Annotated in this window: 19 protein-coding genes; 11 read left to right on the forward strand and 8 right to left on the reverse strand. The window is 69.5% G+C overall.

Going from position 1 to position 24,783, the window contains the following annotated elements:
- Positions 1-35: 35 nt before the first annotated feature.
- A complete protein-coding gene (locus ABZ412_RS24375) occupies positions 36-815 on the reverse strand; it encodes a helix-turn-helix transcriptional regulator (protein ID WP_357283976.1) in 780 nt (259 codons plus the stop codon).
- Positions 816-949: 134 nt separating this feature from the next.
- On the opposite strand from ABZ412_RS24375, the gene ABZ412_RS24380 reads away from it, so the two are divergent.
- The gene (locus ABZ412_RS24380; protein ID WP_357283979.1) at positions 950-1,423 is read left to right on the forward strand and encodes a nuclear transport factor 2 family protein; all 474 of its coding nucleotides are present in this window, start codon (positions 950-952) and stop codon (positions 1,421-1,423) included.
- Positions 1,424-1,603: 180 nt separating this feature from the next.
- Entirely contained in the window at positions 1,604-3,781 is a 2,178-nt protein-coding gene (gene helR, locus ABZ412_RS24385) for an RNA polymerase recycling motor ATPase HelR (RefSeq protein WP_357283982.1), read from the forward strand.
- Between the two features lie 347 nt (positions 3,782-4,128).
- On the opposite strand, the gene ABZ412_RS24390 is transcribed toward helR, so the two are convergent.
- A complete protein-coding gene (locus ABZ412_RS24390; RefSeq protein ID WP_357283984.1) occupies positions 4,129-5,121 on the reverse strand; it encodes an AraC family transcriptional regulator in 993 nt (330 codons plus the stop codon).
- Positions 5,122-5,872: 751 nt separating this feature from the next.
- Here ABZ412_RS24390 and ABZ412_RS24395 point away from each other — a divergent pair.
- Genes ABZ412_RS24395 through ABZ412_RS24405 form a run of 3 tightly spaced genes read left to right on the forward strand, consistent with a single transcriptional unit; the run spans position 5,873 to position 8,404 of the window.
- Positions 5,873-6,205 carry a hypothetical protein gene (locus ABZ412_RS24395; RefSeq protein ID WP_357283987.1) on the forward strand — a complete coding sequence of 111 codons (333 nt, stop codon included), beginning with the start codon at positions 5,873-5,875 and terminating at the stop codon, positions 6,203-6,205.
- Positions 6,206-6,228: 23 nt separating this feature from the next.
- On the forward strand, positions 6,229-7,365 hold the full coding sequence (locus tag ABZ412_RS24400; RefSeq protein ID WP_357283990.1) for a GGDEF domain-containing protein: 1,137 nt from the start codon (positions 6,229-6,231) through the stop codon (positions 7,363-7,365).
- 55 nt (positions 7,366-7,420) lie between these two features.
- Positions 7,421-8,404, forward strand: coding sequence for a LysR substrate-binding domain-containing protein (locus tag ABZ412_RS24405; protein ID WP_357283992.1), 984 nt, complete (start codon positions 7,421-7,423; stop codon positions 8,402-8,404).
- On the opposite strand, the gene glnA is transcribed toward ABZ412_RS24405, so the two are convergent.
- Entirely contained in the window at positions 8,389-9,825 is a 1,437-nt protein-coding gene (gene glnA, locus ABZ412_RS24410) for a type I glutamate--ammonia ligase (protein ID WP_357283995.1), read from the reverse strand. The two genes, ABZ412_RS24405 and glnA, sit on opposite strands and share 16 nt — an antisense overlap.
- A gap of 330 nt (positions 9,826-10,155) precedes the next feature.
- On the opposite strand from glnA, the gene ABZ412_RS24415 reads away from it, so the two are divergent.
- From ABZ412_RS24415 to ABZ412_RS24430, 4 genes are all read left to right on the forward strand, one after another.
- On the forward strand, positions 10,156-11,919 hold the full coding sequence (locus tag ABZ412_RS24415; protein ID WP_357284204.1) for an AMP-dependent synthetase/ligase: 1,764 nt from the start codon (positions 10,156-10,158) through the stop codon (positions 11,917-11,919).
- Positions 11,920-11,929: 10 nt separating this feature from the next.
- Entirely contained in the window at positions 11,930-13,141 is a 1,212-nt protein-coding gene (locus ABZ412_RS24420) for a helix-turn-helix domain-containing protein (protein ID WP_357283998.1), read from the forward strand.
- Between the two features lie 318 nt (positions 13,142-13,459).
- Positions 13,460-15,520 (forward strand): CocE/NonD family hydrolase, encoded by a 2,061-nt coding sequence (locus ABZ412_RS24425; protein ID WP_357284001.1) that lies wholly within the window; start codon positions 13,460-13,462, stop codon positions 15,518-15,520.
- Between the two features lie 101 nt (positions 15,521-15,621).
- Positions 15,622-17,106 (forward strand): AarF/ABC1/UbiB kinase family protein, encoded by a 1,485-nt coding sequence (locus tag ABZ412_RS24430; RefSeq protein ID WP_357284004.1) that lies wholly within the window; start codon positions 15,622-15,624, stop codon positions 17,104-17,106.
- Here ABZ412_RS24430 and ABZ412_RS24435 read toward each other — a convergent pair.
- The 3 genes from ABZ412_RS24435 to ABZ412_RS24445 all read right to left on the reverse strand — a co-directional run bounded on the left by ABZ412_RS24435 (position 17,036) and on the right by ABZ412_RS24445 (position 21,805).
- The gene (locus tag ABZ412_RS24435; RefSeq protein WP_357284207.1) at positions 17,036-18,580 is read right to left on the reverse strand and encodes a glycosyltransferase family 39 protein; all 1,545 of its coding nucleotides are present in this window, start codon (positions 18,578-18,580) and stop codon (positions 17,036-17,038) included. The two genes, ABZ412_RS24430 and ABZ412_RS24435, sit on opposite strands and share 71 nt — an antisense overlap.
- A 127-nt stretch (positions 18,581-18,707) precedes the next feature.
- Complete coding sequence (locus ABZ412_RS24440; RefSeq protein ID WP_357284007.1) at positions 18,708-20,339, reverse strand: alpha/beta hydrolase; 1,632 nt, start codon at positions 20,337-20,339, stop codon at positions 18,708-18,710.
- On the reverse strand, positions 20,288-21,805 hold the full coding sequence (locus ABZ412_RS24445; protein WP_357284009.1) for an alpha/beta hydrolase: 1,518 nt from the start codon (positions 21,803-21,805) through the stop codon (positions 20,288-20,290). Before ABZ412_RS24445 ends, ABZ412_RS24440 begins: the two co-directional genes overlap by 52 nt.
- A 103-nt stretch (positions 21,806-21,908) precedes the next feature.
- Between ABZ412_RS24445 and ABZ412_RS24450 the strand changes: the two genes are divergently transcribed.
- A complete protein-coding gene (locus tag ABZ412_RS24450; protein WP_357284012.1) occupies positions 21,909-22,121 on the forward strand; it encodes a hypothetical protein in 213 nt (70 codons plus the stop codon).
- Positions 22,122-22,175: 54 nt separating this feature from the next.
- Here the strand turns inward: ABZ412_RS24450 and ABZ412_RS24455 are convergent, their stop codons facing one another.
- Positions 22,176-22,556, reverse strand: a complete 381-nt coding sequence (locus tag ABZ412_RS24455; protein ID WP_357284014.1) for a nitroreductase family deazaflavin-dependent oxidoreductase — start codon at positions 22,554-22,556, stop codon at positions 22,176-22,178.
- Positions 22,557-22,754: 198 nt separating this feature from the next.
- Between ABZ412_RS24455 and ABZ412_RS24460 the strand changes: the two genes are divergently transcribed.
- A complete protein-coding gene (locus tag ABZ412_RS24460; RefSeq protein WP_357284016.1) occupies positions 22,755-23,273 on the forward strand; it encodes an NUDIX domain-containing protein in 519 nt (172 codons plus the stop codon).
- Positions 23,274-23,280: 7 nt separating this feature from the next.
- On the opposite strand, the gene ABZ412_RS24465 is transcribed toward ABZ412_RS24460, so the two are convergent.
- Positions 23,281-24,702 (reverse strand): lipase family protein, encoded by a 1,422-nt coding sequence (locus tag ABZ412_RS24465; protein WP_357284019.1) that lies wholly within the window; start codon positions 24,700-24,702, stop codon positions 23,281-23,283.
- Between the last annotated feature and the right edge of the window lie 81 nt (positions 24,703-24,783).

Raw genomic sequence — 24,783 nt, forward strand, 5'->3', positions numbered from 1 at the left:
AGGTTTGTCAATCCAAGTAGGAAGTGGCGCCGACTTCACAGGACCGGCAGGGTGGTGTCCGGGCCGGGGGTGAAGGTGACGATGCGGCGGCGGGGATCGCCGGGCAGTTCGAGGTTCTCGTAGGCGAAGGTGAGGTCGCCGGAGTGGGGGTGGCGGAGGCGTTTGCCGCCGTGGGTGCGGTGTTCGACGTCGCCGGCAGCCCAGAGGGCGGCGAATGCGGCGCTGCCGGTGGCGAGTTCGTCGATGAGGGCGGTGGTGGCGGGGTCGTCGGGGTAGCGGCCCGCGATGCGGCGCAACTGGGCGACGGTGGCGGCGGCCACGTCGTCCCAGTCGAGGTAGAAGGCGCGGGCGGCGGGGTCGAAGAACAGCGAGCGGGCCATATTGTCGCCGATCAGGTCACCGAAGACGTAGTGCGCCAGCGGGTTCGCGGCGAGCACGTCGAACAGGTCGGTGATGAGCGCGGCGGGGGCCTTGTCGATCAGGTCGAGCATGCGCAGCAGCTCGGGACGCGGCGCGGTGGAAGCGGTTTCGGAGCGCCGGGGTGGGCGGGCGAGAGCGTGCAGGTGCTCGGTTTCGACGGGGTTGAGGCCCAGCGCGGCGGCAAGGGAGTCGAGGACGTCGGCGGAGGGGTTGGCGGCGCGGCCCTGTTCGAGGCGCTGGTAGTACTCGGCGCTGATTCCGGCGAGGTGCGCGAGTTCGGCGCGGCGCAGACCCGGGACTCGGCGCGCCCCCGAGGGTGGTAATCCGGTGTCCCGCGGATCGACGCGCGCCCGCCGGGACTTCAGGAATTCCGCCAGATCCTCGCGCACGGCCATGTCCGCAGTGTGACACAGGACGTGGGTGGCCCTGGGGGTACGAGGCACGGCGTGCACTGTTCGCCGGCGGCGCGGGCGAGCAGGCTCGGTGGCGAGAGTCACCACCGATTCCCTTGCACCGGAGGAGTTTCGCCATGACCGCCACCGCTCAGCAGCGCGCCGACATCATCGAGGCCGTCACCCGCCTGTTCTGGTTCATCGACATTCGCGACTGGGACGCCTTCCCGGGCGTCTTCGCCGACGTGGTCACCCTGGACTACTCGAGCGTGTGGGGTGGTGAGCCCGCGACGGTGAATCCCGGTCGGATCCGGGCGGATTGGGAGAGTTTGATCGGCGCCTTCGACGCCACCCAGCATCTGCTGGGCAATCATCTGGTGACCGTCGACGGTGATCGAGCCGAGCTGACCGCCGTCTTCCAGGCGGTGCATCTGCTGGCCAATCCGCTCGGCTCGCCGCGCTGGACGCTGGGCGGCACCTACCGCATCGGCTTGCGCCTGGTGGCCGGTGTGTGGAAGGTCGAGGCCATGGTGATGACGGCGCAGTGGGCCGACGGCAACAAGGACATCATGAACCTGGCGTCGGGCGGGCAGCGTCCGACCGCCGCGTAGCGGCTGCGAGAAGGGGAATCGGGGAGGGCTGTACCTCTCTCCCCTTTCAACATATATCGCAGTGGGGGGCTTGCGGCAAGGCCCCCGTGATGGCGCACAATCGCTGGCCGAGGGCCGCGGCCTGCGCGGATGGCGCGTGGGCGGCGGCCGGGGACCGGCTGGGCGGAAGGTGTGGTGCTGATGTCTGATCAGGGATACGAGAACGAACTGCGGTCCGAGCGCGACTACGTGGCCGGGCTGTACGCGCGGCTGGACGCCGAGCGGGCGCGGGTGCGCGGCCGGTACGGCGAGACGCTGACGGTGCGGGGCAACGCGACGGTGCTGGTGGAGCGGGATGCCGAGGCGCGGGCGCTGGCCAGGGAGATGAACCGGCTGGGTGTGGCCGACAACGGCCTGTGCTTCGGGCGTCTCGACAGCGAGACCGGTGAGCACGCCTACATCGGCCGGATCGGCATCTACGACGAGACCAACGAATTCGAGCCGCTGCTGCAGGATTGGCGGGCCCCGGCGTCGCAGGCGTTCTACACCGCGACCGCCGCGACCCCGGAGCGCATGCGCCGGCGTCGCCAATTCCACACGCGGGGCCGTGAGGTGGTGGATTTCACCGACGAGGTGTTCGGCCGTCCCGGGGACGGGGAGCGCGGTGACGCGGCCCTGCTGGCGGCGGTCAACGCGCCGCGCGGGGAGGGCATGCGCGACATCGTCGCGACGATCCAGGCCGAGCAGGACCGGATCATCCGGCTCGATCACCCGGGCGTGCTGGTGATCGAGGGCGGGCCGGGCACCGGCAAGACCGTGGTGGCGCTGCACCGGGTGGCGTATCTGCTGTACACGCAGCGCGAGCAGATGGAACGCAACGGCGTGCTCGTGGTGGGCCCGAATACGGCCTTCCTCAGGCACATCGGGCGCGTGCTGCCGTCGCTGGGCGAGACCAACGTGGTGTTCACCACCACCGCGGATCTCATGCCCGGCGTGCACGCGACCGCCGAGGACGTTCCGGAGGTGGCCCGGCTCAAGGGTGCGCTGGGCATCCTCGAGGTGTTGAAGGGGGCCATCGCGGACCGGCAGCGGGTGCCCGCGGAGCCGGTGTCCTTGGAGCTCTCGGATGTGACGGTCCGCATCGGCGCGGACATCGCGGACTGGGCGCGGTCGGAGGCTCGCGAGAGCGGCCTGCCGCACAATCGGGCCCGCGCCACTTTCGTGGAGGTGCTCACCTGGGCGTTGACCGAGCGCGCGATCGCCCGCATCAGTCAAGGCTGGCTCACCCGCGAGGACCGCGAGGCGTGGGAGAACATGCGCTCCGACCTGCGCACCGAACTCGCCGAGCACGAGGGCTTCACCGCCCTGCTCGACGAACTGTGGCCGACGCTCAGGCCGGAACAGCTACTGGCGGAACTGCTGTCGTCGACCGACCGGCTGCGCGCGGCGGGCGCCGACCAGTCGCTCTGGCGGGCCGAGGGCGAGGCCTGGACGGTGTCGGATGTCCCGCTGCTCGACGAGCTGGCCGACCTGCTGGGCCGCGACACCTCCGCCGAGGAGGCCGCGGCCGAGCGGGAACGCAAGGCGCAGGCCGCCTACGCCGAGGGCGTGCTGGATCTGCTGGTGAGCCGCGCCGACCACATGGACGACGAGGACCATCTGTTCGCCACCGACATGCTCTACGGCGAGGACCTGGCCGAGCGCTTCATCGAACGCGACACCCGTGAACTGGCCGAACGCGCTGCCGCGGACCGGGATTGGACCTACCGGCACATCGTGGTCGACGAGGCCCAGGAGCTGTCGGCCATGGACTGGCGGGTGCTGATGCGCCGCTGCCCCGGCCATTCCTTCACCGTGGTGGGCGATCTCGCGCAGCGTCGTTCCGCGGCGGGCGCGACCGCATGGGCCGAGATGCTCGACCCCTACGTTCCGGGCCGCTGGAAGTACCGCTCGCTCACCGTGAACTACCGCACCCCGGCGGAGATCATGGCCGTCGCCGCGGCCGTGCTCGCCGACTTCTCCCCCGACGTCACCCCGCCGGATTCGGTCCGAGCCTGCGGTGTCCAACCCTGGGCCCGGCAGCTCCCCACCGACGAGATGCCCTCGGCTATCGAGGAATTCGTCCGCGATGAGGCCGACCGCGAGGGCACCAGTATCGTGATCGGCCCGCCCGGTATGCCGGGCACGGTCCCCGCCTCGGAGACCAAGGGCCTCGAGTTCGACGCCGTCCTGGTGGTCGAACCCGAGCACATCCTGGCCGACGGACCCCGCGGCGCGGCCGAACTCTACGTCGCCCTCACCCGCGCCACCCAGCGCTTGGGCGTCCTGCACCGGGGCCCACTCCCGCGGTCCCTGGCCGGTCTCGCCACCGCGAAGTAGTACCCGAACCGCGCCCTGCCGGTCGGTGGGTGACGGTCGCGCCGACCGTCTCCGCCGACCGGCATCATCCGGCTCGGGAACCGATGCGGCCGGGAGGTTCGCTGCGCGGATGCTTTGCCGGTACGAATGCTGCACGGTCTCCGTTGACCTGTCCGGCACTCCGTCGTACGGGACGCATCACTCGGCCGATTCCTCACCGCCTCGCGAACAGCCTCTCGGGGCATGAGATGAACATACGACGTGGGCCATCGCATGTCTGCGAGGTTGCCGGCCGCTGTCGGCGCAGCCCCCGCCGATGGCGGGAAAGACCCCCCGAGCACTCTCCCCCGTGCCCATAGGCCGCTGGACTACGACCGGGCCGCGGCGGCCACCCCTGCCAATGCGCGTTCGGTGCTCGGCGTCCGGCCGGTCCACCGCTGGTATGCGCGCCGGAATTCTCGGCTGTCGCTGTAGCCCACCTCGGCGGCGATGGTTCCGATGGGCAGCTTCGATTCCCGTAACAGGGTGGCGGCGCGCTGCAGGCGCACCCTGTCGCGGATCTCGCCGAACTTCTGACCGGCCTCCGTCAGACGTCGCTGCAACGTCCGCTCGCTGATCATCAACCGTCCCGCCACCAGCGTCATCGTCACCGGATGCCGAAGATTCTCGCGCAGCACGCCCTCGACCGCGACGACGATGTCCGCGTGACGGTTGCCCGGGTCCGCGAGTTGGCGCGCCGCCTCCAGCGCGAGGTCGAGCTGACCCGGATTGGCGGTGGGAATCCGGCGATCGAGCAGTTCGGTGGCGAAGTACATCCGCGTCACCGACGTGCCGAAGTGCACGGCACACCGAAAGAAGCGACTGTAGGCGTCCGCGTATTCGGGTCGGGGATAGGCGAACTCGATCCGCGTCGGTGTCACCTGATTGTCCAGCGACAAGCGCAGCAGGGAAACGATGGAAACCGACGTTTCCTCGCACAGGAACGGCAGGATTTCGGGATCGGGGGTTCGTTCGTCGATTCGCAGTGCGAATTCGTCGGGCCCGGGTTCCATTGCGTAGTCCAGCAGGGTGCCGGTCGCCCGATGGAATCGGAGGCCGACACCGAACGCCTCCCCGACCGATCCACAAGAACGCACGGCGACACCGAGCAGACCCCAGGACATGAGAACGTCGCGCGCGCCGACCCGCAAACCCAGCGGACCGGCCGGGAGCGCGCGCAGAGCGCGATGCAGGAACGTCGACACCTGCCGGTACGACAAGCGAGTCTCCAGCAGGTCGAGTTGGCCGAGGGTCAACCCTGTCCCCGACAGCCACGGCTCGGGGTCCACGCCGCGTTCCTCGGCGAACTGGAGTACACCCATGACAATGCCCGCAGGAATAACCGCTTCTTGCAGTGTGGGGTCGTTCGCAATAGCTTGCCGAGGGTCGTTCCTCATTCACGGACCTCAGTGGGTTGGACGGTGGCCATCGGCCAAATATTACCTCGCCATCGGTAATGAACGACCGCATTCGGAGGCTCCTGCGCGTGGGTCGCTACGGGGCGGCAACGCCTTGTGACCGGCGTTGTCGACACGACGTCCGTCCGCGGACGACTCTCGGGCTCCGACCGCAGTTGCCGTCGCGACCCGCTCGCCCACCCGGTCGCGGCCACGCTCGCGCACGACCAGCCCGGCCCAGGGGGGGCATTCACGACAGGAGAGGGTGCCTGTCACGCCACCCCTCGACGGCCAGAGGCTCGGAACCGGCCGATCGTATTAGGTTTCTGGATGAATCCCCGTGGACATGAACATCTGCGCTCACCGCTTGTTCGACGTCCGCTTCCAAGCAGCCGCAGGGCGCGTGAGGAGTTTGCTGTCGTGTTCGATAGGCATTACGTGGTACCGCGAGCGATCTGCGCGCCGATCGATCTACCGGCAAACATCGTGATAAGTAATTGCGCACGCCGAGAATAGCGCTCACAAAATTCCTGATTCGCCACGAATTTTCACAGTGAAACCGCAATTGGGCAGCTAATATTCGGCCCGGCAAATACGACATACGGTCGAAATCTGATCTCTCAAATGTCTCAGTGCGGACGCGGGTGCGGCCTGCCTTGAGAACAGGAATGAAATGATGAGTTACAACACCACGTGCATGCCATTGGCATACGGTTACCTTCGTACGGATCTGCTCTCCCCCCAGCGGCTGGTGGAAACCGTGACGCGTCTGATGGCGGCGGCCACCGAGCACGGGCACGAACTGGCGACAGTCTTCTACGAGGACTCACCGCAGAACGCTGCCCTGCCCGAGGCGTTCGCGGAGCTCGCCATCGAGTGCCGCCGCTCCGGCGCGCACACCGTGTACACCTGCTCCGGTCACCTCGGCGGCATGGCGGTTCCACGAATCTGCCTGCTCGACTATCTGGCTGCGCGCGGCAGCGCCCACGTCCTGGAACTGTCGGCTTGAGGCCCTACGACGGGGGGAGTGACATGCCGACGTCTGTAGAAGTCCAGGAGCGGACCTTCGTGGCCGCGCCCGTCCTGCGCGCGGTGGTCTCGACGGTGGCCGCCAGATCGGCGCCGACGGGTTGGAGCGCAGTGCGCGCCTGGTGGCGCGACCCCCTCGACTACCGGTGGCTCATCCGCACCTTGGAAAAGCGCGGGGCGTTGCCGACGATGAAGGGCATCATCGCGATGACCGGCGGTGCTCTGGCCCTGATCTCCGGACTGACCCTGTTCACCGCCGCCGGTCCGCAAGGCTGGGCCAGGCACGTCACCGTGTTCACCACCGCCATGGCGATGGTCTGGGCGGTGAGCTGGGTCTTCGGGCCGTGGCCGAACGAACGTCGTTCCCTCGTTCTGATGGCCGGTGCGAATGTCCTCATCACCGGCGGCTGCCTTGCGGAGAGTTGCCGGCTGTTCGGTGCGCTGAGCCTGATGCAACTGGTCGTCACCGGCGGATACCTCGCCATGTTCCACGGCCCACGAGTGCTGGCGCTGCATGCCGGGTGGTCGCTGCTGTCGGTGCTGACGCTGACGGGGATGGTGCTCCACCAGCGCATCGGCGATGCCGCCGAGGCCGCGGCGGTGGTGCTGACCATGGCCGCCGTGACGGCCATGCTGATGCCGGCGCTGCATTTCTGCTACTGGGTGCTGCGCATGGACGCCCTGACCGATCCGCTGACCGGCCTGCTCAACCGCCGGGGCCTGGACTACTACGTGTCGTCCTGGTTCCGGCCCGGCGCCCAGGGACCGATCTGCCTGATGGCCATCGACCTGGATCGATTCAAGGACGTGAACGACACCTACGGCCATGCCGTCGGCGACCGGGCGCTGGTTCGGGTCGCGACCTGCCTGCGGGCCACGGTGCCGGCCGGCGCGGTGGTCGCCCGCAGCGGCGGTGAGGAGTTCATCGTTCTCGTTCGCGTCGCCGAGCCCGCCGCGGCGGTCGAGGCCGGGCGGGTGTGCCGGGCCATCGAGTCCGGCGGCGCCCAGGTGACGGCGAGCATCGGTGTCACTGTCGCCGCCACCGCGCCCGCCGGCCTCGAGGACCTGATCCACCGGTCCGATACCGCGATGTACCGCGCGAAGCGCGCGGGCGGGAACCGGGTGTCCATGGCGGGATGACCGAGCACGGCTCCACGAATCCGAATGTCCGTTCTGTCGTCCGAGGTTGCGTGCCATGGAAATTCACACTCGCCAGCTGCACTATTTCATCGCGGTGGCCGAGGAACTCAGTTTCACCCGAGCGGCTCAGCGGCTGCACGTATCGCAGCAGGGGCTGAGCACCCAGATCAAACAGCTCGAACACGGGATGAACGTCGTGTTGTTCTCCCGCACGACCCGCTGTGTCGAATTGACCACCGCCGGTGAGGCATTCCTGCAGGATCTGCGCGGCATGCTGACCGGATTGACCGCCGCGGTCGAGCGGGCGCGGGCGGCGCACCGGGGCGAACAGGATCGGCTGGTCCTGGGCGCACTAGAGGGTGCGGCGCTCACCCTGACCGAACCCATTCTGGCGGCGTTCCGGAAGCGTCACCCCGGAATCACGGTGGAATGGCGGCAGTCCACCTACGAGGACCCGTCGGCGGGCCTGACCGGCGGCCTGGTGGATGTCGCCTTCGTACGCCGTCCGTTCGCCGACGACGGGGTCCGGTTCGAGACGTTGTTCGCCGAACCGCTGGTGGTCATGGTGCCCGCGAATCATCGCCTGGCCGAGCGCGCCGAAGTCTTCGCGCACGAAGTTCTCGACGAACCGCTGCTCGGCGCGGCGACGACCGATCCGGTATGGAATGCCTTCTGGGAGTTGCAGGCTCATCGTGAGGGCCGCAGCGCACCTGTCGTGACCCGATCGAACTCGCTGCTCGGGGAGTTCCACAAGGTCGCCACCGGGTCCGGGGTGGTGCTCACGGTGGCCTGTGCCCGGTGGATCCCGTTCCCGGGCATCCGTCTGGTGCCGATCGCCGACACCCCGCCGAACGAGGTTGCGGTCGGCTGGCGCGGCGATCACGAGACCCCGCTGGTCCGCTCGTTCATCGATATCGCCCGCACGGTGCGCGACTCCCATCCGGAACTGATCGCGCAACTACAGAAGCCCGATTTCGCGGACAGCACGGCGCCGGCGGATCACCGCGTTCGCGCCGGGCGGGATCACACGTCGAAGTAGAGCTCGAATTCGTAGGGGTGGGGGCGGAGGTTGATCTCGGCGATCTCGGTGTCGCGCTTGAGGCGGATCCAGGTGTCGATGAGGTCCTCGGTGAACACCCCGCCCCGGGTGAGGTAGTCGTGGTCGGCCTCGAGGCGGTCGATGACCGCTTCGAGGCCGGCGGGGGTCTGGGTGACCTCGGCGGATTCCTCGGGGGTGAGTTCGTAGAGGTCCTTGTCGACGGGCAGGGCGGGCTCGATCTTGTTGGTGATGCCGTCGAGTCCGGCCATCATCATGGCGGCGAAGGACAGGTACGGGTTGCCCGAGGAGTCGGGGCAGCGGAATTCGAGGCGTTTGGCGCGGGCATTGGTGCCGGTCACCGGGATTCGCACGGCGGCGGAGCGATTGCGCTGGCTGTAGACCAGATTCACCGGGGCCTCGTAGCCGGGGACGAGGCGTTTGTAGGAGTTCACCGTCGGGTTGGTGAACGCCAGCAGTGACGGCGCGTGGTGCAGCAGCCCGCCGATGTAGTGCCGGGCCAGGTCCGACAGTCCGGCGTAGCCCGCCTCGTCGTAGAACAGCGGCGCGCCGTCCTTCCACAGGGATTGGTGCACGTGCATACCGGACCCGTTGTCACCGAAGAGCGGTTTGGGCATGAAGGTGACGGTCTTGCCGCCCGCCCAGGCGGTGTTCTTGATGATGTACTTGTAGAGCATGAGGTCGTCGGCGGCGGCGAGCAGGGTGTTGAACCGGTAGTTGATCTCGGCCTGTCCGGCGGTGCCGACCTCGTGGTGGCCCTTCTCCAGGTCGAATCCGGCCTGTTGCAGGTGTGTGCACATGGCGTCGCGCAGATCGACGTCGGCGTCGTAGGGGGCGACGGGGAAATAGCCGCCCTTGGGCCGGACTTTGTAGCCGCGGTTGGGAGTTCCGTCGGGATTGGTTTTCTCGCCGGTATTCCAGTCCGCCGACGACGAATCCACTTCGTAGAAGGCCCGGTTCATGGTGGTGTCGTAGCGGACCGTGTCGAATATGTAGAACTCGGCCTCGGGGCCGAAATAGGCGGTGTCGGCGATTCCGGTGGAGCGCAGGTATTCCTCGGCCTTGCGGGCCACATTGCGGGGATCACGGCTGTAGGCGGCGCGGGTGTGCGGGTCGTGGACGAAACAACTGATATTGAGGGTCTTGGCGGTGCGGAACGAATCCAGTCGCGCGGTGCGCAGATCCGGCAGCAGCAGCATGTCGGATTCGTGGATGGCCTGGAAGCCGCGCACCGAGGAGCCGTCGAAGGCGATGCCGTCCTCGACCAGATCCGGGCCGAACATGCTGGCCGGGATCGAGAAGTGCTGCTGGATGCCGGGGACGTCGCAGAAGCGGACGTCGACGTACTCGACGCCCTCGGCGTCGATGTAGTCCTGTACTCCATTGGTGGTAGGGGTGATCACCGCTGCCTCCTCGTGGCCGCGCACGCCTACCCGATCGGACGGCCCGGTCGGGATCCGGCGGTCCTGTCGTGCTAGCACGATACGTCGCGCAGACACCCGGACGGACGCGAATGCGCTTGTGCACCAAGATCATTCGCGCCACCGCGGTACCCGCCGCCACCTGAGCGGGGCCCACCGCTCCGACCTACACCCGCCCGCTCCCCCATTTTTGGCACAGTGCACAAATCGCCTGTCACAGTTCTTCTCCATTGCCCCTGGTCCGCCCCGTGCGCTGTGCGATCTGCTGGAACCGTGAGTTCAACATCGGTAGCGGCGACGACCCCGCGCACCATGGTCGAGGCGTTCCAGGCCACCGCCGCCCACTATCCGGACGCGGTCGCGTTGCGCACGCTCGGCGGGGCGGTCTCGATCACCTGGCGCGAGTACGCCGACCGGGTGCGCGCCATCGCCACCGGTCTCGCGGCGCTCGGCGTCGGCCGGGGCGACACGGTGGCGCTGATGATGACCAACCGGCCCGAATTCCACCTGTGCGACACCGCGATCCTGCATACCGGCGCGACCCCGTTCTCGGTGTACAACACCAATCCGGTGGAGGTGCTGGCCTACCAGTTCACCAATGCGGGCAACAGGGCCGTGATCTGCGAGGCGCAGTTCGCCCCGCAGGTCCGCGCCGCGGTGGCACGGGCCGCCGAGCAGGGCGCGGCCGTGGAACACGTGATCTGTGTCGACGAGGCGCTCGCGGGGTGCGTGGCACTGACGGAGATCGAGGCGACCGCACCGGGCGGGTTCGACTTCGAATCCGCCTGGCGCGCCGTGGCTCCCGAGGATCTGCTCACCATCGTCTACACCTCCGGCACCACCGGCCCACCCAAGGGCGTGGAACTCACCCACACCAATTTCCTCGAGAACGCCCGCGTGGTGGACGAGTTCGGCGGCGGCTCCCCCGCCGACCGGGTGATCTCCTATCTGCCCGACGCGCACGCGGCCAATCGCTGGCTCTCGCACTATCTCTCGATCCTGACCGGCGGCCAGATCACCACCTGCCCGGACCTGAAGCAGGTCGCCGCGGCGCTGTGCGAGGTGCATCCGACCGTGTTCATGGGTGTGCCGCGCGTGTGGGTGAAAGTCAAAGCGGCGCTGGAGGAACGCTTCGCCGCCGAGCCGAGCTCGATCAAACGCCGCCTCATCGCCTGGGCGATCGCGAGCGGCCGGGCGCGAGCCCGCGCGGCGTCGGACGGACGCACGCTGAACATCTCCGACACCTGGCGGTTCCGGCTGGCGGATCGCCTGGTGCTGTCGGCCGCGCGGGAGCAGCTGGGCCTGGACCGGATTCGCATCGCCGTCACCGGCTCCGCCCCGATCCCGAAGGACACCCACGAGTTCTTCCTCGGCCTGGGCCTGCCGCTGTGCGAGGGCTACGGCATGACCGAGTGCACCGCGGGCGCGACCATGGACCGCCCGGCCCACATCAAGATCGGCACTGTCGGCACCGCATTCCCCGGCACCGAGGTCGCCATCGCCGAGGACGGCGAGGTGCTGGTGCGCGGCGGCAACGTGATGCGCGGCTATCGCGGCGAGCCCGCCAAGACCGCCGAGACCGTGGACGCCGACGGCTGGCTGCACACCGGCGATATCGGCGAACTCGACGCCGAGGGCTTCCTGCGGATCGTGGACCGCAAGAAGGAACTCATCATCAACGCGGCCGGCAAGAACATGTCGCCGACCAATATCGAGAACACCGTCACCGAGCACACGCCCCTGGCGGGTGCGGTGGTGGCCATCGGTGAGGGCCGCGCCTACAACACCGCGCTGATCTGCCTGGACCCCGACCTGGCCGCCGCGTTCGCCGAGCGCCACCAGCTAACCGAGCGGGACATCACGGCCCTGGCCCGCGATCCGCGCGTGCTCGCCGCCCTCCAGGAGGGCGTGGACGCGGCGAACGGCAAGCTCTCGCGGGTGGAGCAGATCAAGAAGTTCGCGGTGCTGCCGGAGGTGTGGGCCCCGGGCTCCGATCACCTCACGGCGACCGGAAAACTCAGGCGCAAACCAATAGCTATCACCTACGCCGCTACTATCGAGTCGCTGTACGGGTAGTAGGAGAGTTATGCACGCGCGATTACGGGATCGGACGCTCGAGGAGCTGTACCGACGCGCCGTCGTGGCGCGCGCGGAATTCCCCGCCCTCGCACCGCCCTACCCGAAGCTCCCGGAATCCCTGGTGACCAGCGGTTTCGAGCGCGGCACGGCCTTGAACGTGGACCTGTTCTTCGAGTTCCTGCGCACCGGTGTCGCGCCCTCGCCCGAGGACACCGCCGAGGTCGTGCAGATCGCGTTGAGCCGTATCCGCGACGGCGAGACGCTCGAGGAAGTGCTCAACCGCTACAGCCTGGGCGCGGAGCTGATCTGGTCGCGGGTGCGCGAGACCGCTCACGGACCCGAACGCGAACTCCTCGACGACGCCGCGATCTCGCTGCTGCGCTACATCACCCTGCTCACCACCCGCATCGCCACCGCCTGCGTGCAGCGCGCTCACGACCCGCGCTGGGAGTTGCTGGAACGCCGCCGGGCCATTGCCGACGCGCTGCTCACCGGCCGCGACCCGGTCGAGTGGGCGGGCGAACCCGCGGTGGCGGTGCCCGACGCGTTCCTGCTCGCCGCGTTCCGGCTCGGGTCCGCCCACGGCGGCGACACGAGCGAACTGCGCCACCGCGTCGAAGCCATCCCGGGTGTGTTCCTGCGCCTGGACAGCGGCGGCTGGACGGCCCTGCTGCCACTGCATTCCGGCGACGACGGTACGGCGACCCTGGCGGCGCTCACCGCGCGCCTGCCGGGCCGGCTCGCGCTGGGGCGGTCCGCGCCCACCGAGCAGCCGCGCTCGGCCGCGCCCGCCCCGTTCTGGGTCGGCGTCGCCACCGCGGCGAGCCGCGCGGCGATCCCCGAGGTGTTCGCCGAGGCGCGCACGCTGGCCGAGCTCGGCCGCTGCCTGGGCCGCCCGCAGCCGGTGTGCCGCCGCGCGGACCTGATGTTCGAATACACCGTCGCCGCGGGCGATTCCGCGCGCCCCGGGCTGGCGGCCGTGCTCGAGCCGCTCGACAGCCAGGCGGTGCTGACCGACACCCTGGACGTGTTCGTGGACACCGGCTTCAACCAGCTGGCCACGGCCCGGCTGCTCAACGTCCACCGCAATACCGTCACCTATCGCCTGGCCCGGGTGCACGAGCTGACCGGCCTGGATCCGCACCGCCCGACCGACGCCATGACCCTGTCGGCCGCCCGGATCGCGCGGCGGCTCGAAACCGCCTGCTTCGCACCGTAGTTCGCGCCGCCACCGATCCCACGCCGTGCGGCTGCACGTCGCTGGTCCGCACCGCACCCCGCGCATCCCGGTCCGTCGCGCACGGCTCCTCGCCACGGTCCGCCACGCACCTGCGTGGAGACTGTCGCGTTCCTCCTGCCCGTTCCCCCGCGCCCGCGGTTTGGTCGGTTGCACAATGCCCTCGTCCGCACTCTTGGCGATTGCCGGTACCGGCGCGCGGGCACTGTGCGGTGTGCTGAACACCGACGACGAGGTCATGCGGCGCGGCATCCGGTCCGCGCCCGCCGGGACCTCCCGACCATCCGCAGAGGTACTTCGTTGAGCAGCACCTTCCGGCCGCGCCGCTGCCGCCCGGCCCCCTGGGCCGTGGCGGGCTTCTCCGCGCTGGCCATGACCATCGCCGCCACCACGCCGTCGGGGGCCGCGCCCGTGTTCGGGCCGGTGCCCGACGCGCCCGCCAACTTCGGCCTGCCCTCGGACTACCGGCCCACGCCGGAGCGGTACGGGGTGGGTTATCAACTGGGACAGGTGGTTTCACTGTCGGACGGCACCCAGTTGCAGGCCGAGGTGCGGTATCCGACCGATCCGGCGACCGGGCAGCGGGCCGCGGGCGAGTTCCCGGTGGTCGTCAACTTCACCACCTACGGTGCGGTGGCCAGCGCGCTGACCGCCGCCATCACCTCGGTCATCGACGAGCTGCACATCCAGCTGCCCGATCAGTTGAAGGATGCGCGACGGGTCATCAATCAGGCCACCTCCATGCAGGACATGCTGGTCCGGCACGGCTACATCGAGGTGACCGCGGACGTGCGCGGCACCGGCGGCTCCACCGGCGCGTGGAGCCCGGCCTCGCAGCAGGACGGCAAGGACGGTGTGGAGCTGGTGGACTGGGCGGCCGAGCTGCCCGGCTCCAATGGCAAGGTCGGCATGTACGGCTACTCGTTTCCCGGCCTGTCGGCCATGCGCACCGCCGAGACCATCGGACCCGATTCGCCGTTGAAGGCGATCGTGCCGTTCGCGGTGCCCAACAATATCTTCGCCGAGGTGCTCAACCACGACGGCATGATGAGCCCGCTACTGCTGACCGTCATCTCGCTCATGGTCCCGTATCTGAGCCTGATCGGCCCGTTCCTGACCGCGCCGCTGTCACCGCAGACCTTCCTGAAGTCCCTCGGTGATCACCTCGCCGCCCTGGTCGGCCCCGACACCAGCACCGTGAAACTGCTCTTCGACGCCTACACCGGCGGCCCCACCGCCTACGACAACTCCTGGTGGCGCGAGCGGCGTTTCGAAACCGACCTGCACAACCTGGTCGACAACAACATCGCCATGTACCAGGTGGACGGCTGGTGGGACCTGTATCAGGAAGGCGCGGTGCGCAATTACGCGCAGTTGCAGAACCTGGCCGCCGGACGCGACCAGTTCGCTCCGATGGCCGCCGACCAGCAGGCCGACGGACGCTACCAATTGCTCATGGGCCCTTGGTATCACGTCGGCCTCGGCCTGGGCCCGGGCTCGAGGATGGACACCGACCAGATCACCCTGGCCTGGTTCGACCGGTGGCTCAAGGACATTCCCAACGGGATCGACGAGACCCGCACGCCACTGCACGTCATCGACGCGAACAACACCGCCGCCGACACCGCGCGTTACCCGTTCGAGCAGGCCGCCGTCGAGCAGCGCTACTTCGACGGCGACCGCCTCGTCGCGGACCGGCCGACGGCCGTCGACGCCTCGGATCGCCTGAACTACACCGGAATCGACACTATCTGCAACCGTGAGACGCTGGGCCAGTGGGCGGCGGGCCTGTTCGACTTCGTGTTCCGGGTCCTCACCGTCTCCAACCCGTGCACCGAGTGGGTGCGCAACCCGACCGCCGGGCTGCGCTACACCATGGACCCGGTGGCCGAGCCGACCATGCTGGCCGGGCCGTCGGCCGTCACCCTGTACGCCTCCTCGACCGGTTCGGACGCCGCCTTCCAGGTGTGGCTCGACGATGTCGCGCCGGACGGGACGGCCGTGAACATCACCGGCGGTTCGCAATTGGCCAGTCAGCGCACCCTCGACGACGGCAAGACCTGGCGCACCGGCGACGGCACGGTGTACGCGCCCGAGCACACCGTGCTGAAGGAGAACGAGCAGCTGCTCTCCCCCGGCGACGTGGTGCGGATGGAGATCAAGATCCGCCCCGCCTTCCACCGGCTGGAACCCGGCCACGCGCTGCGTCTGCGCATCACCAGCGGCACGTTCCCGTCGACCATCCCGAACCCGGCCGATCTGGGCCGTCTGCTGGGCACCTCGCAGCAGATCCAGCGGACCGCCGCGTATCCGTCGGCGCTGGTGGTGCCGCTCGGTCCGGCCGCGGCGTTCGGGCGCTAGGCCCGGCGCGGTCGCCCGTCCGGTCCTTGCGGTCACCGCCGCCCAGCCGCGAAGATCGACACCGTGACACAGTGAGGCTCTCGACGTTTCGGAGGTTCTCGATGCTCGAACCGCACCAGGGCGGTGTCCGGGGTGCGCGCCGCCGCTCGACCGGCTCGGCCGACGGCCTGCCGACCCGCGCCGCGGCCCGGACCGCCAAGATCAGCGCGCTGCCGGTGGCCTATGCCGCGCGCCGGGTGGGCGGGCTCGGGCGGCGGGCGCTCGGAACACCGTCCCGCGAGGTCGAACTCGATATCCAGGCACGCACCGCCCAGCACATGTTCGAGGTGCTGGGCGAGCTCAAGGGCGTCGCGGCCAAACTGGGTCAGCTGCTGGCGCTCTACGAACTGGCGTTGCCGCCGGAGCTGGGCGAGCCCTATCGGGAGGCGTTGACGCGGCTCCAGGATTCGGTGCCCGCGATGCTGCCCGCCGCGGTCGACCGGGCCATGGCCGCGTCGATGGGCGACCGGTGGCGGGACCGGTTCGCCGAGTTCGATACTCGCGCGGCGGCCGCCGCCTCGGTCGGACAGGTGCATCGCGCGGTGTGGCCGGATGGGCGGCGGGTCGCGGTGAAGCTCATGTATCCCGGGGCGCGGGCGGCGGTGGCGGCGGATCTCGAGCACATGCGCCGGCTCGCGCCGCTGGCCAAGGTCTTCGCCCCGGACCTCGACACCCGGGCGGTGACCGAGGCGTTCGCCGCCTGCATCGGCGCGGAACTCGATTACGCCGAAGAGGCCGCCACGCAACGGATCTTCGCCGCCGCCTTCGCCGACGACCCCGACTTCCACCTCCCGGCGGTGGTGGATCAACAGGGCGACGTGCTGGTCACCGAATGGCTCGACGGCGTCCCGCTGCACCGGGTGATCGCCTCGGGGACGCCCGCCGAGCGCACCCGCGCGGGGTTGCTGGTGACGCGTTTCGTCATGTCCAGCTTCGCCCGGACCGGGCTGCTCTACACCGATCCGCATCCGGGTAATTTCCGGATGCTGCCCGACGGCCGCTTGGGCGTCCTGGACTTCGGCGCGTGCTCACCGTTCCCGGCCGAATTCCCCACGCTGGTCGGCGATATCGGCGAGGCGGCCCTCAACGGCAGCCCCGCCGACCTGGAGGTGGCGTTGCGCGAGCACGGATTCGTGCGCCCGGAACGGGAATTCGCGATCGCCGACCTGGTCGGCATGGTCGACCCGATCGTGGACCTGTACCGGCGCCGTGACGCCCACCTGACCCAGGCGTGGCTGCGCGCCCAGGTGCGGCGCGCCACCGAGCCGAGCCTGTCCAATGTGTCGCGCCACCTCACCACCCCGCCGGAGTACGCGCCGATCGGGCGCACCATCCTGGCCGCCACCGGCGTGCTCTGTCAGCTCGGCCTGCACGGCCCGCTCGGCGACGAACTGGTCGCGCCGCTCCCACGATTGGCGGCGGCGGTACGCACCTGCCGGGAACGCGAAGCGGCCGCGGCGGCGGTGGTCCGGCCGATCACAGGTGCATCCACTGCGGCCACACCTGTGACCACGGCTTCTTCCGGCCCGAGCACTTCCAGATGGTGACGTCCTGGGTATTGCCCTTGAACCCGAGGCGGGTGTCGACCTTGCCGACCGGGTCGACGTGCTCGAACTGGCTGCGCAGCACCGCCTCGTAGCCGCCGACGGCCAGTACCACCGTGGCGTCGTCGGGCGGGGTGCCGAAGTAGCCGAAACCACGGCTGGGACTGTAGAGCGGCGGCAGGTGCGTGCGACCGAACTCGTCGAGAGCGCTGGCCTGCCAATAGGTGTCGGTGATGATGACGGCGCGTTCACGCTCGGCCGGGCTGAGCGCGTCGTGGGCGCGGGTCACCTCGTCGGTGAGTTCGTGCCAGCCGAAGGACCCGTAGACGCCGATATTGATCGCCGCCTCGGCGTCGTCCTTGGGCGGATGCACCTCCTCGGCGGGCCGCCATGGCGTCGAGTACAGCGTGAAAGCCGTTGCGCCCACGGCGAGTACGGCTATGCCCGCGGTCAGCACCCGCCGCCACAGCGGTGCGATGCGCTCGGCGGTGCCGACCACGCCGACCGCGCCCGCCGCGATCATGACCGCGTACATGCCCGCCGCGTAATAGATCCGCCCGCCGGTGATCAGAAACGCCGCGAACAACAGCAGCAGCGTGACGCCCAGGAACCGGTAGGGCCGCAGCACATCCCAGCGCAACAGCACCCACAATCCCCACAACAGCAGCAGCGCCCCGAGGTATCCGGCGAGGCTGATCGACATGGGCAGGAACAGCAGCCGCCCACCCAGGATTCCCTGCTCGGACCCGATCACCCCACCCATCTTCAACTGCGGCCACGAATGGCGTTCCTGCCAGACGAGTTCGGGCACGGTGGCCAGCACCACGATCGCGCCGCCGGTCCACAACAGCGGCCTGCGCACCAATTCCCGCGGCCCGCACAGCATGCTGCTGATCACGACCGCGATCCAGAAGAACGGGATCAGCCACTTCACCTGCATGTCGACGGCGGTGACGAGGGCGGCGGCCAGCAGCAGCCAATCATTGCGGGTCCGCACCCACCGCACCACCAGCCAGGTGATGATGACCCACAGCGCGGTATCGACGGCATTGGTGGTGAGCATGGTGCCCTGTAACAGCAGGAACGGTGAGCTCGCGTAGCCGATGGCCGCGAGCAACTGAGCCCAGCGGCCGCCCTCGAATTCGCGGGCCAGCAGGGCGCACAACACGATCGCGGTCACCGTCAGCGCGACCGCGGGCAGCCGCAGCACGAAGTAGGACTCGGGTGCGATGGTGTCCATCAACCGCGCCAGCAGGGGCAGCACCGGGCCCTGGTCGGCGTAGCCGAACGCCGGGCGGCGGCCCGCGGCCAGGAAGTACAGCTCGTCGCCGAAGTAGCCGTAGCGGCGCGCCGACAGCAGCAGCACCACGGCGGCGGGAACCGCGACCGCGGCCACGGTCAGCCAGGCGAACGGCGGCCGCTCCACGGGCTTGGCATGCCGTCCACCACCGTTCGACCGGGCCGGTCGATCCACCACATCGGTCAACGCGCGCTCCTCGCCACCGGATCATGCTGCGAACACTCGAAATCTACAGCTTCTTTTCAGCAAATTTCGGACGCGGCGCCGCGCCGCTGATTCCGGACCTCCGGCGCTCAGCGCGTGATCACCGCGGCGGGAGGATGGTGAACTCCGGCAGCGGCGTCGCGGCGACACAGCGAGTATCCGGGCGATTCGGGTCGCGGAAGAACGAGGCGATCACCTGTGCGCCACACGGGTTCAGGAACACGCCGTGCCCCCAGCCGGGGACCACCACGACGGTGGATCGGGACAGATCCTCGGCCACGTAGTCACCCCACATCGGTCCGGTGCGGGCGTCGAAACCGCCCGTGAGCACCAGCGTGGGAATCGAACCCCGGGTGACGTCGCGGACCGAGTCGGGAGCTTTCGGCACATTCCACACCGCGCATTCCTCGCGCAGGAACGGCAGTTGCGGCGCTTGCGCCAGCACCGATTCGGGGAAGTCGGGGAATGCCGTGCGGGCCTGGCGCATCTGGTCGTCGAAGGTTTCGAAGGGAACCCATTCGCTGCACCAGATGCTCAGGGTGAGGCCGGTGGCGACGGTCGCGTTGCTCGGCCCGGTGTTCATCCAGCCGGACGCGTACTGCGTGGCGATGGATTGCGGGTTTCCGTGGTCGAGGTCGTCGATCGCGGCGGGTATCCCGGCGGTCAGGCGTCCGGCCGCGCCGACGAACCACGCCAGCAGGGTGCCGCCATCGATGACGACCGTCGTCCCGGGGTGGCCGGGGAGGTCGACGGTGGTGGTGACGGGGTTTCGTTCCAGCTCGCCGACCAGCCGGACGAAGGTCGCGCCGAGGCCGGGATAGCGTTGCGCGCAGGCGGTTTGCGCTTCGCAGGCCCGCATCACGGCATCGAAGGCGCCCCGGGCGCTCGGCCAGGTCCAGCCCAGTCCGGCGGCCGAGGGCGGTGTCACGCCGTCGAGCGCGACCGCGGTGATCGCGGGGCCGTCCAGGTTCATGTACACCAGTGCGAGGTCGGTGCCGTAGGAATGTCCGAACACGCTCCACCGGTCCAGCCGCAGCGCCTTGCGCAGGTCGACGAGGTCCCGGGCGCTTTCGGTGGTGTTGTACGCCGCGAGATCGGTGGTCGCGGCCAGCCGCCGGCGGCATTCGGTGACGGCTCGTATGTCCAGGTCGCCGGTAGCGGGCGCGTCGTACACCAGCCCGACCCGGCGGGCGTAGAACTCGTCGAGCTCGGGGCAGAGCAGCGGTGTGCTCGTGGTCTGGGTGCCGCGCTGGCCGATCAGGATCAGGTCGCGGTTGTGCCCGAGACCGGCGCCGGGCGCGATGGGAGGCGCCGCGATGCCGTCCAGACCGGGACCGCCTTCCAGGAAAACGATCGGCTCGGCGGTGGGCGGCTGGGTCTCCGAGGGAACGATCGCCACGGCCAATCGCAGGGTCGGACCGTCGGACCGGGTGCGGTCGACCGGCACCTCCAGCTCCCCGCAGTGCGCCCCGGCCAGCAGCGAGACCGGTTGCGGCGTTGTCACGCACGAACTTTCGACGTAGTGCGCGGGTTTGCGGGGCGTCGTGGTCGGCGTCGCGCCGGGTGGCGCGTTCGTACCGCCGCACGCCACGCCGACCAGCAGCAGCGCCAAGGCCATCGCGCCGCCCACCACCGACCGACGGGACGCTGCCGTTCCGGGCGACGCCGAAATCACCGCGGTCATGGTCGTGGCGGGTGGATGGCGTACGGCGGCGGTGGATCCTTCGTGCACGCCACGTCCACGGTGTTCGGGTCGGCGAAGAAGGAGGCGATGATCGTGCTCCCGCACGGTTCCGCCCACGAGCCGTGGCCTTCCCCGGGTGCGACGGCGACAGTCGATCGCGAGAGGTTCTTCGCGATGTAATCGCCCCACACCGCGCCGGTCTGGGCGTCGTAACTGCCCGACAGCACGAGCGCGGGCAGGTTGCTCACGGTGATGTCGCGGATGGAGGCCGGGCCGCGCGGCACATTCCAGGCGTCGCAGGCCTCCCGCAGGAAAGGCAGTTGCGGCGCTTGGGCTTTCACCGAGTCCGGGAAGCTCGGGAACGCCTTGTTCGCCATGGCCAGCTGGTCTTCCCGGCTCTCGAACGGTACCCATTCCCGGCACCAGATGCTCAGTGTCAGCCCCCAGGCGAAGACGCCGACGGGTGCGGGGGCCGCGAACGCCCCGGCCATCTGCTCGGCCATCGGCTGCGGATTGCCGTGTGCCAGTTCGTCGATCACGGACGGGAAGTCCGCGGGCAGGTGCGTCGCCACCGGCACGAACCACGCGAGCATCGAGCCCCCGTCGATGACGACGTCGGTGCCGCCGACGGTCGTGGCGACGGGATTCGCCTCGACCTCGCCGACCAGCCGCACGAAGGTGGCCTCCAGGTCGGGATAGCGCTTGGCGCAGCCCGGCTGATCGACACACGCCCGCACCATGGCATCGAGGGCCTGCCGGGCGCTGGCCCACGTCCAGCCCAGGGCCGCCACCGACGGCGGTGTCACACCGTCGAAGGCGACCGCGCTGATCGCCGCCGCGTCCGAGCGCAGGTAGATCAGGGCGAGATCGGTGCCGTAGGAATGGGAGAACACGCTCCACTTCCCGATACCCAGGGCCTTGCGCAAATCGATCAGGTCGGCAGTGCTTTCGGTGGAGTTCATGGCAGTGAGGTCGGTGCCGCGGGCCAGCCGATCCCGGCACTCCCGCACCGCCTGGACGTACGCCTCCCCCGTGGCCGGTGCGTCGTAGCGCATCCCGATCCGGCGGGCGATGAACCGGTCCATCTCCGGGCAGGTCAAGTTCGCACTCGAGGTGATGTCCCCGCGCTGCCCCATCACGATCAGGTCGCGGTCCCGGTTGATGCCCACGTCGGCCGGAACCGGCGGATCGGCGACCGCGTCCTGGCCCGGGCCGCCGGTGAGGAACACGATCGGCTCCTTGGCCGGCGGCTGCGTCCGCGAGGGAACCACCGCGACGGACAGCCGCAGGGTCCGGCCGTCGAATGTCTCGCGATTCAGCGGGACGATCAATTGCCCGCAGCGGGCCCCCGCGAGCAGCGGCACGGGCCGCGGGGTGGGCGCGCAGGGCCCGGCTTCGAATCGTGCGGGGACCTGACCGCCGGTCGCGGGCGGGGACGGCGGGGTGCCGCCACAGGCCGGGAGCGCCAGGGCCACGGCGAGCACGATGATTCGGATCGATTGTCGGCCGCGCATACCCATCACCAACCGTGATCACAGTCGATCGGTTCGGCTATTGCTCAGAGGTCGATCGTCGCACAACGGGCGTCCCCACAAAAGCGAGGACGTCCCCCTGGAAGTGTCGTTCGGCGGCCCGAAGCACACCGCCGACGCGGAGGTGCTCTCCGACGAGGACACGGTCATCCGGCTCTCCGAGGCCATCGCCCGCCACAACAAGCAGTGGGCGAAGTTCAACGGCATCGGATTCGACGCCGCCGGCGCTCCGAACCGGGCCGACGCCTACCAGAGCTGGCAGCAGGGCTGCGTCAGCATCCGGTTCCGGGTGCGCTGAACGGTCGCCGCCCCGGCCCGAACCACCCCCGGCAAATTTCGAGCATTCCGTCGGTCAGCGGTCCACGGGCCGGGCCTGGACGTAATCCGCGGCGTTCAGGCCCACCAGCGCCTGCCGCACCAGCGGCGGCGCCCAGGACGCGCTGGCGTCGTGCCCGAGCACCGGATCGGTGAGGGTGACGGTGCGCCCGCGGGTCTCGAACTCGAAGCTGCCCGCGGCGCGAATATTCTTCAGCCAGTCCACGTCCCGCCCGTAGGTCAGCGCGATCCGGTAGCCGTCCTCGCGCCGGAAGACCATCACCGGGGACCGGTACACCCGCCCCGACTTGCGTCCCCGGTGCACCACGACCCCGCACAGCGGCATGACGCGGGCCGCGATCCCCAACACCGGATTGATCCGGCGATTGATCCTCGCCAGTGTCCGCGGCAGTGGCATGGTCTCGTCCTCCCTGACGAAAACGGTTGCGCCCCTGAGGCTACGCCGCAGCGCGGGCCCCGGCGGCCCCCTCGCGACAGCGGGTGGAACCGCGGCGCGCCGCGATACTCGACCATACCGCTCGCCCGCCCGGCGGCATCACTAAAGTGCTGTTCAGAGCGCCCGGACCGGTGGCGCGGCAGCGAGGAGGGCCCGTATATGCCGGAGATGATCGCGGTGTACGACGCGGTCGGGCGTGAGGTCGGCGCGCAGGAGCGCGCCGTGGTGTACGAGCGGGGCCTCTGGCATGCCAGCGCGGGCGTGCTGGTGCGGTCGCTCGACGGATCGAAGGTGTACGTGCACAAGCGGACCGACACCAAGGCGGTCTTCGCGGGCATGCACGACTGCCTGGCCGGCGGGGTGCTGGGACCGGGCGAGGATCCGGCCGAGGCCGCGGTCCGCGAACTGGGCGAGGAACTGGGCATCGTGCTGGGCCCGCACGACGACCGGCCGCTGCCGCTGGCCGCCGCGGCCTGGGACGGCGAGTGGGAGGGACGGCCCATGCGCTGTCACCTGTTCGCCTACGAGCTGCGCTACGACGGCCCGATCACCCATCAGCCCGAGGAGATCGTGGACGGCTGGTGGTGGAGCGACGAGGAGCTGCGCTCCTACGTGGAGGACCCGCATTGGCCGTTCGTCCCCGACACCCGGGTCCTGATCGGGGATCTGCTGCGCTGAACCGGCGTCACCGGCCGCCGGCGGGCGCGACACAGTTTCCCGAGGCGGGGACGCCGCGCAGGCGTTGGTCCAGCCAGTCCATGGTCGCGCCGTAGGAGCTGACGTAGGCGGCGAGGTGCTCACCCCCGACGATGTTCTTCGTCGCCGCCACCCCCAGCGCGCACTGCGCACGCCACAGTTCCTCGGCCTCCGATACGGGAACCCACGGATCGTGGACGCCGTGGTAGATGAACAGCGGCACACCCGATTTCCGGCCCTGCATGCTCAGCTGCCGGAACACCGACTCGGCCGCCGCGCTGTCCAGGGACTTGTCGACCTTGGCCATGATGTCGACCGGGATGGGCGCGATCCCGAGCGCACCGAAACTCCCGCTGCAGTTGTCCTTGATGGGCGAGGTCGCCAGCCACTGCGCCGCGTGGTTCATCAGGCCGAGGATTTCCGGGTGCTCCCGGCCGAGCGCGAGCACGGTGCTGAGCAGGAACGCGGAGATGTAGGAGCCGTCGAAGGTGTGGGCGAAGCGGCGGTAGTCGTTGACCAGTCCCCCGAAGCTCGCGCCCGCGAAATACGGGAGCAACTCCGGCGCGTAGTCCGACACCAGCATGGCCGCGGCATTGGATGCGATCGCGCCGCCGGAGTAGCCCGTCGAGGCGAACCGACTGTTCCCGAACCGATCCGGGGCGAACTCGCGGACCGCGCGGATCGAGTCCAGCACGTTGTGCCCGGCGACCGTCGGCTCCGAGTAGGCCATCAGCGGCCCCTCGTGGTCGGGAATGATCAGCGCGTACCCGTGCTGGAGCGCCCAGGTGGTCGGTGACGGCGTGAAGTCGTTGCCGGTCGGCACCTCCATGCCGTGGGCCAGCACGTACCCGGGGGTGCAGCGCTTGTTGAGCGAGTTGGTGGCGGGCGCGTTCACCAGCACCGGCTGCGGGCCGGGCCCGGTCCACTCCGCCGGCGGCAGGACCAGGGTCGCGGTCCCGATCGAGGGCTCGCCCGCGGAGTTGGTGGTGCGGAATTTCAGGATCGTGGCCTGCGAGATGCCGGTGAGGTTCAACAGGAACATGGTCGGCCGCGCCGAGTCCGTCACATCACGGGAATCCAGGATCTCACCGGGCGCGTAGCGGTCGAGATCAGCGGGCCAGACGTCGAACAGCGGGTCGCCCGTCGGCGGGGACTGCACGGCATTCCAGAACTCCGTCAGTTCCGGCGGCAGATCGCCCGGCGCCGCCAGCGGCCGCGCCGCGCGCGGGACCATCTTCATCGGCGCGGGCACATGCTCATCGATCCACTGCTGCAGTGGATTCGGCGCCCCGGCGGACGGCGCCACCGTCACCACCCCGGACGCCGGCGGATCCGGCTCGGCTTGCGCGGGGACCTGCCCCAGGGGGATGGAAAGACCCAGAACCAGCAGCGTCGCGGTCAGTTGCCTCACGGTCGTTCAAGCTACGACATGACACCGCGCAAACGCGGGAGGCTGCCGCGGTCGCGTCGTGTCGATCCGACCGTCGTCGGC

Origin of the sequence: Nocardia sp. NPDC005746 (assembly GCF_040630785.1) — a bacterium.
GTDB lineage: Bacteria > Actinomycetota > Actinomycetes > Mycobacteriales > Mycobacteriaceae > Nocardia.

Bases quoted from the DNA above. Each gene is read 5' to 3' on its own strand.
- ABZ412_RS24400 (WP_357283990.1), top strand. From the start codon at position 6,229: ATGCCGACGTCTGTAGAAGTCCAGGAGCGGACCTTCGTGGCCGCGCCC.
- ABZ412_RS24415 (WP_357284204.1), top strand. From the start codon at position 10,156: ATGGTCGAGGCGTTCCAGGCCACCGCCGCCCACTATCCGGACGCGGTC.
- ABZ412_RS24455 (WP_357284014.1), bottom strand. From the start codon at position 22,556: ATGCCACTGCCGCGGACACTGGCGAGGATCAATCGCCGGATCAATCCG.
- ABZ412_RS24380 (WP_357283979.1), top strand. From the start codon at position 950: ATGACCGCCACCGCTCAGCAGCGCGCCGACATCATCGAGGCCGTCACC.
- ABZ412_RS24375 (WP_357283976.1), bottom strand. From the start codon at position 815: ATGGCCGTGCGCGAGGATCTGGCGGAATTCCTGAAGTCCCGGCGGGCG.
- ABZ412_RS24395 (WP_357283987.1), top strand. From the start codon at position 5,873: ATGAGTTACAACACCACGTGCATGCCATTGGCATACGGTTACCTTCGT.
- helR (WP_357283982.1), top strand. From the start codon at position 1,604: ATGTCTGATCAGGGATACGAGAACGAACTGCGGTCCGAGCGCGACTAC.
- ABZ412_RS24460 (WP_357284016.1), top strand. From the start codon at position 22,755: ATGCCGGAGATGATCGCGGTGTACGACGCGGTCGGGCGTGAGGTCGGC.
- ABZ412_RS24405 (WP_357283992.1), top strand. From the start codon at position 7,421: ATGGAAATTCACACTCGCCAGCTGCACTATTTCATCGCGGTGGCCGAG.
- ABZ412_RS24430 (WP_357284004.1), top strand. From the start codon at position 15,622: ATGCTCGAACCGCACCAGGGCGGTGTCCGGGGTGCGCGCCGCCGCTCG.
- ABZ412_RS24390 (WP_357283984.1), bottom strand. From the start codon at position 5,121: ATGGGTGTACTCCAGTTCGCCGAGGAACGCGGCGTGGACCCCGAGCCG.
- ABZ412_RS24420 (WP_357283998.1), top strand. From the start codon at position 11,930: ATGCACGCGCGATTACGGGATCGGACGCTCGAGGAGCTGTACCGACGC.
- ABZ412_RS24445 (WP_357284009.1), bottom strand. From the start codon at position 21,805: ATGCGCGGCCGACAATCGATCCGAATCATCGTGCTCGCCGTGGCCCTG.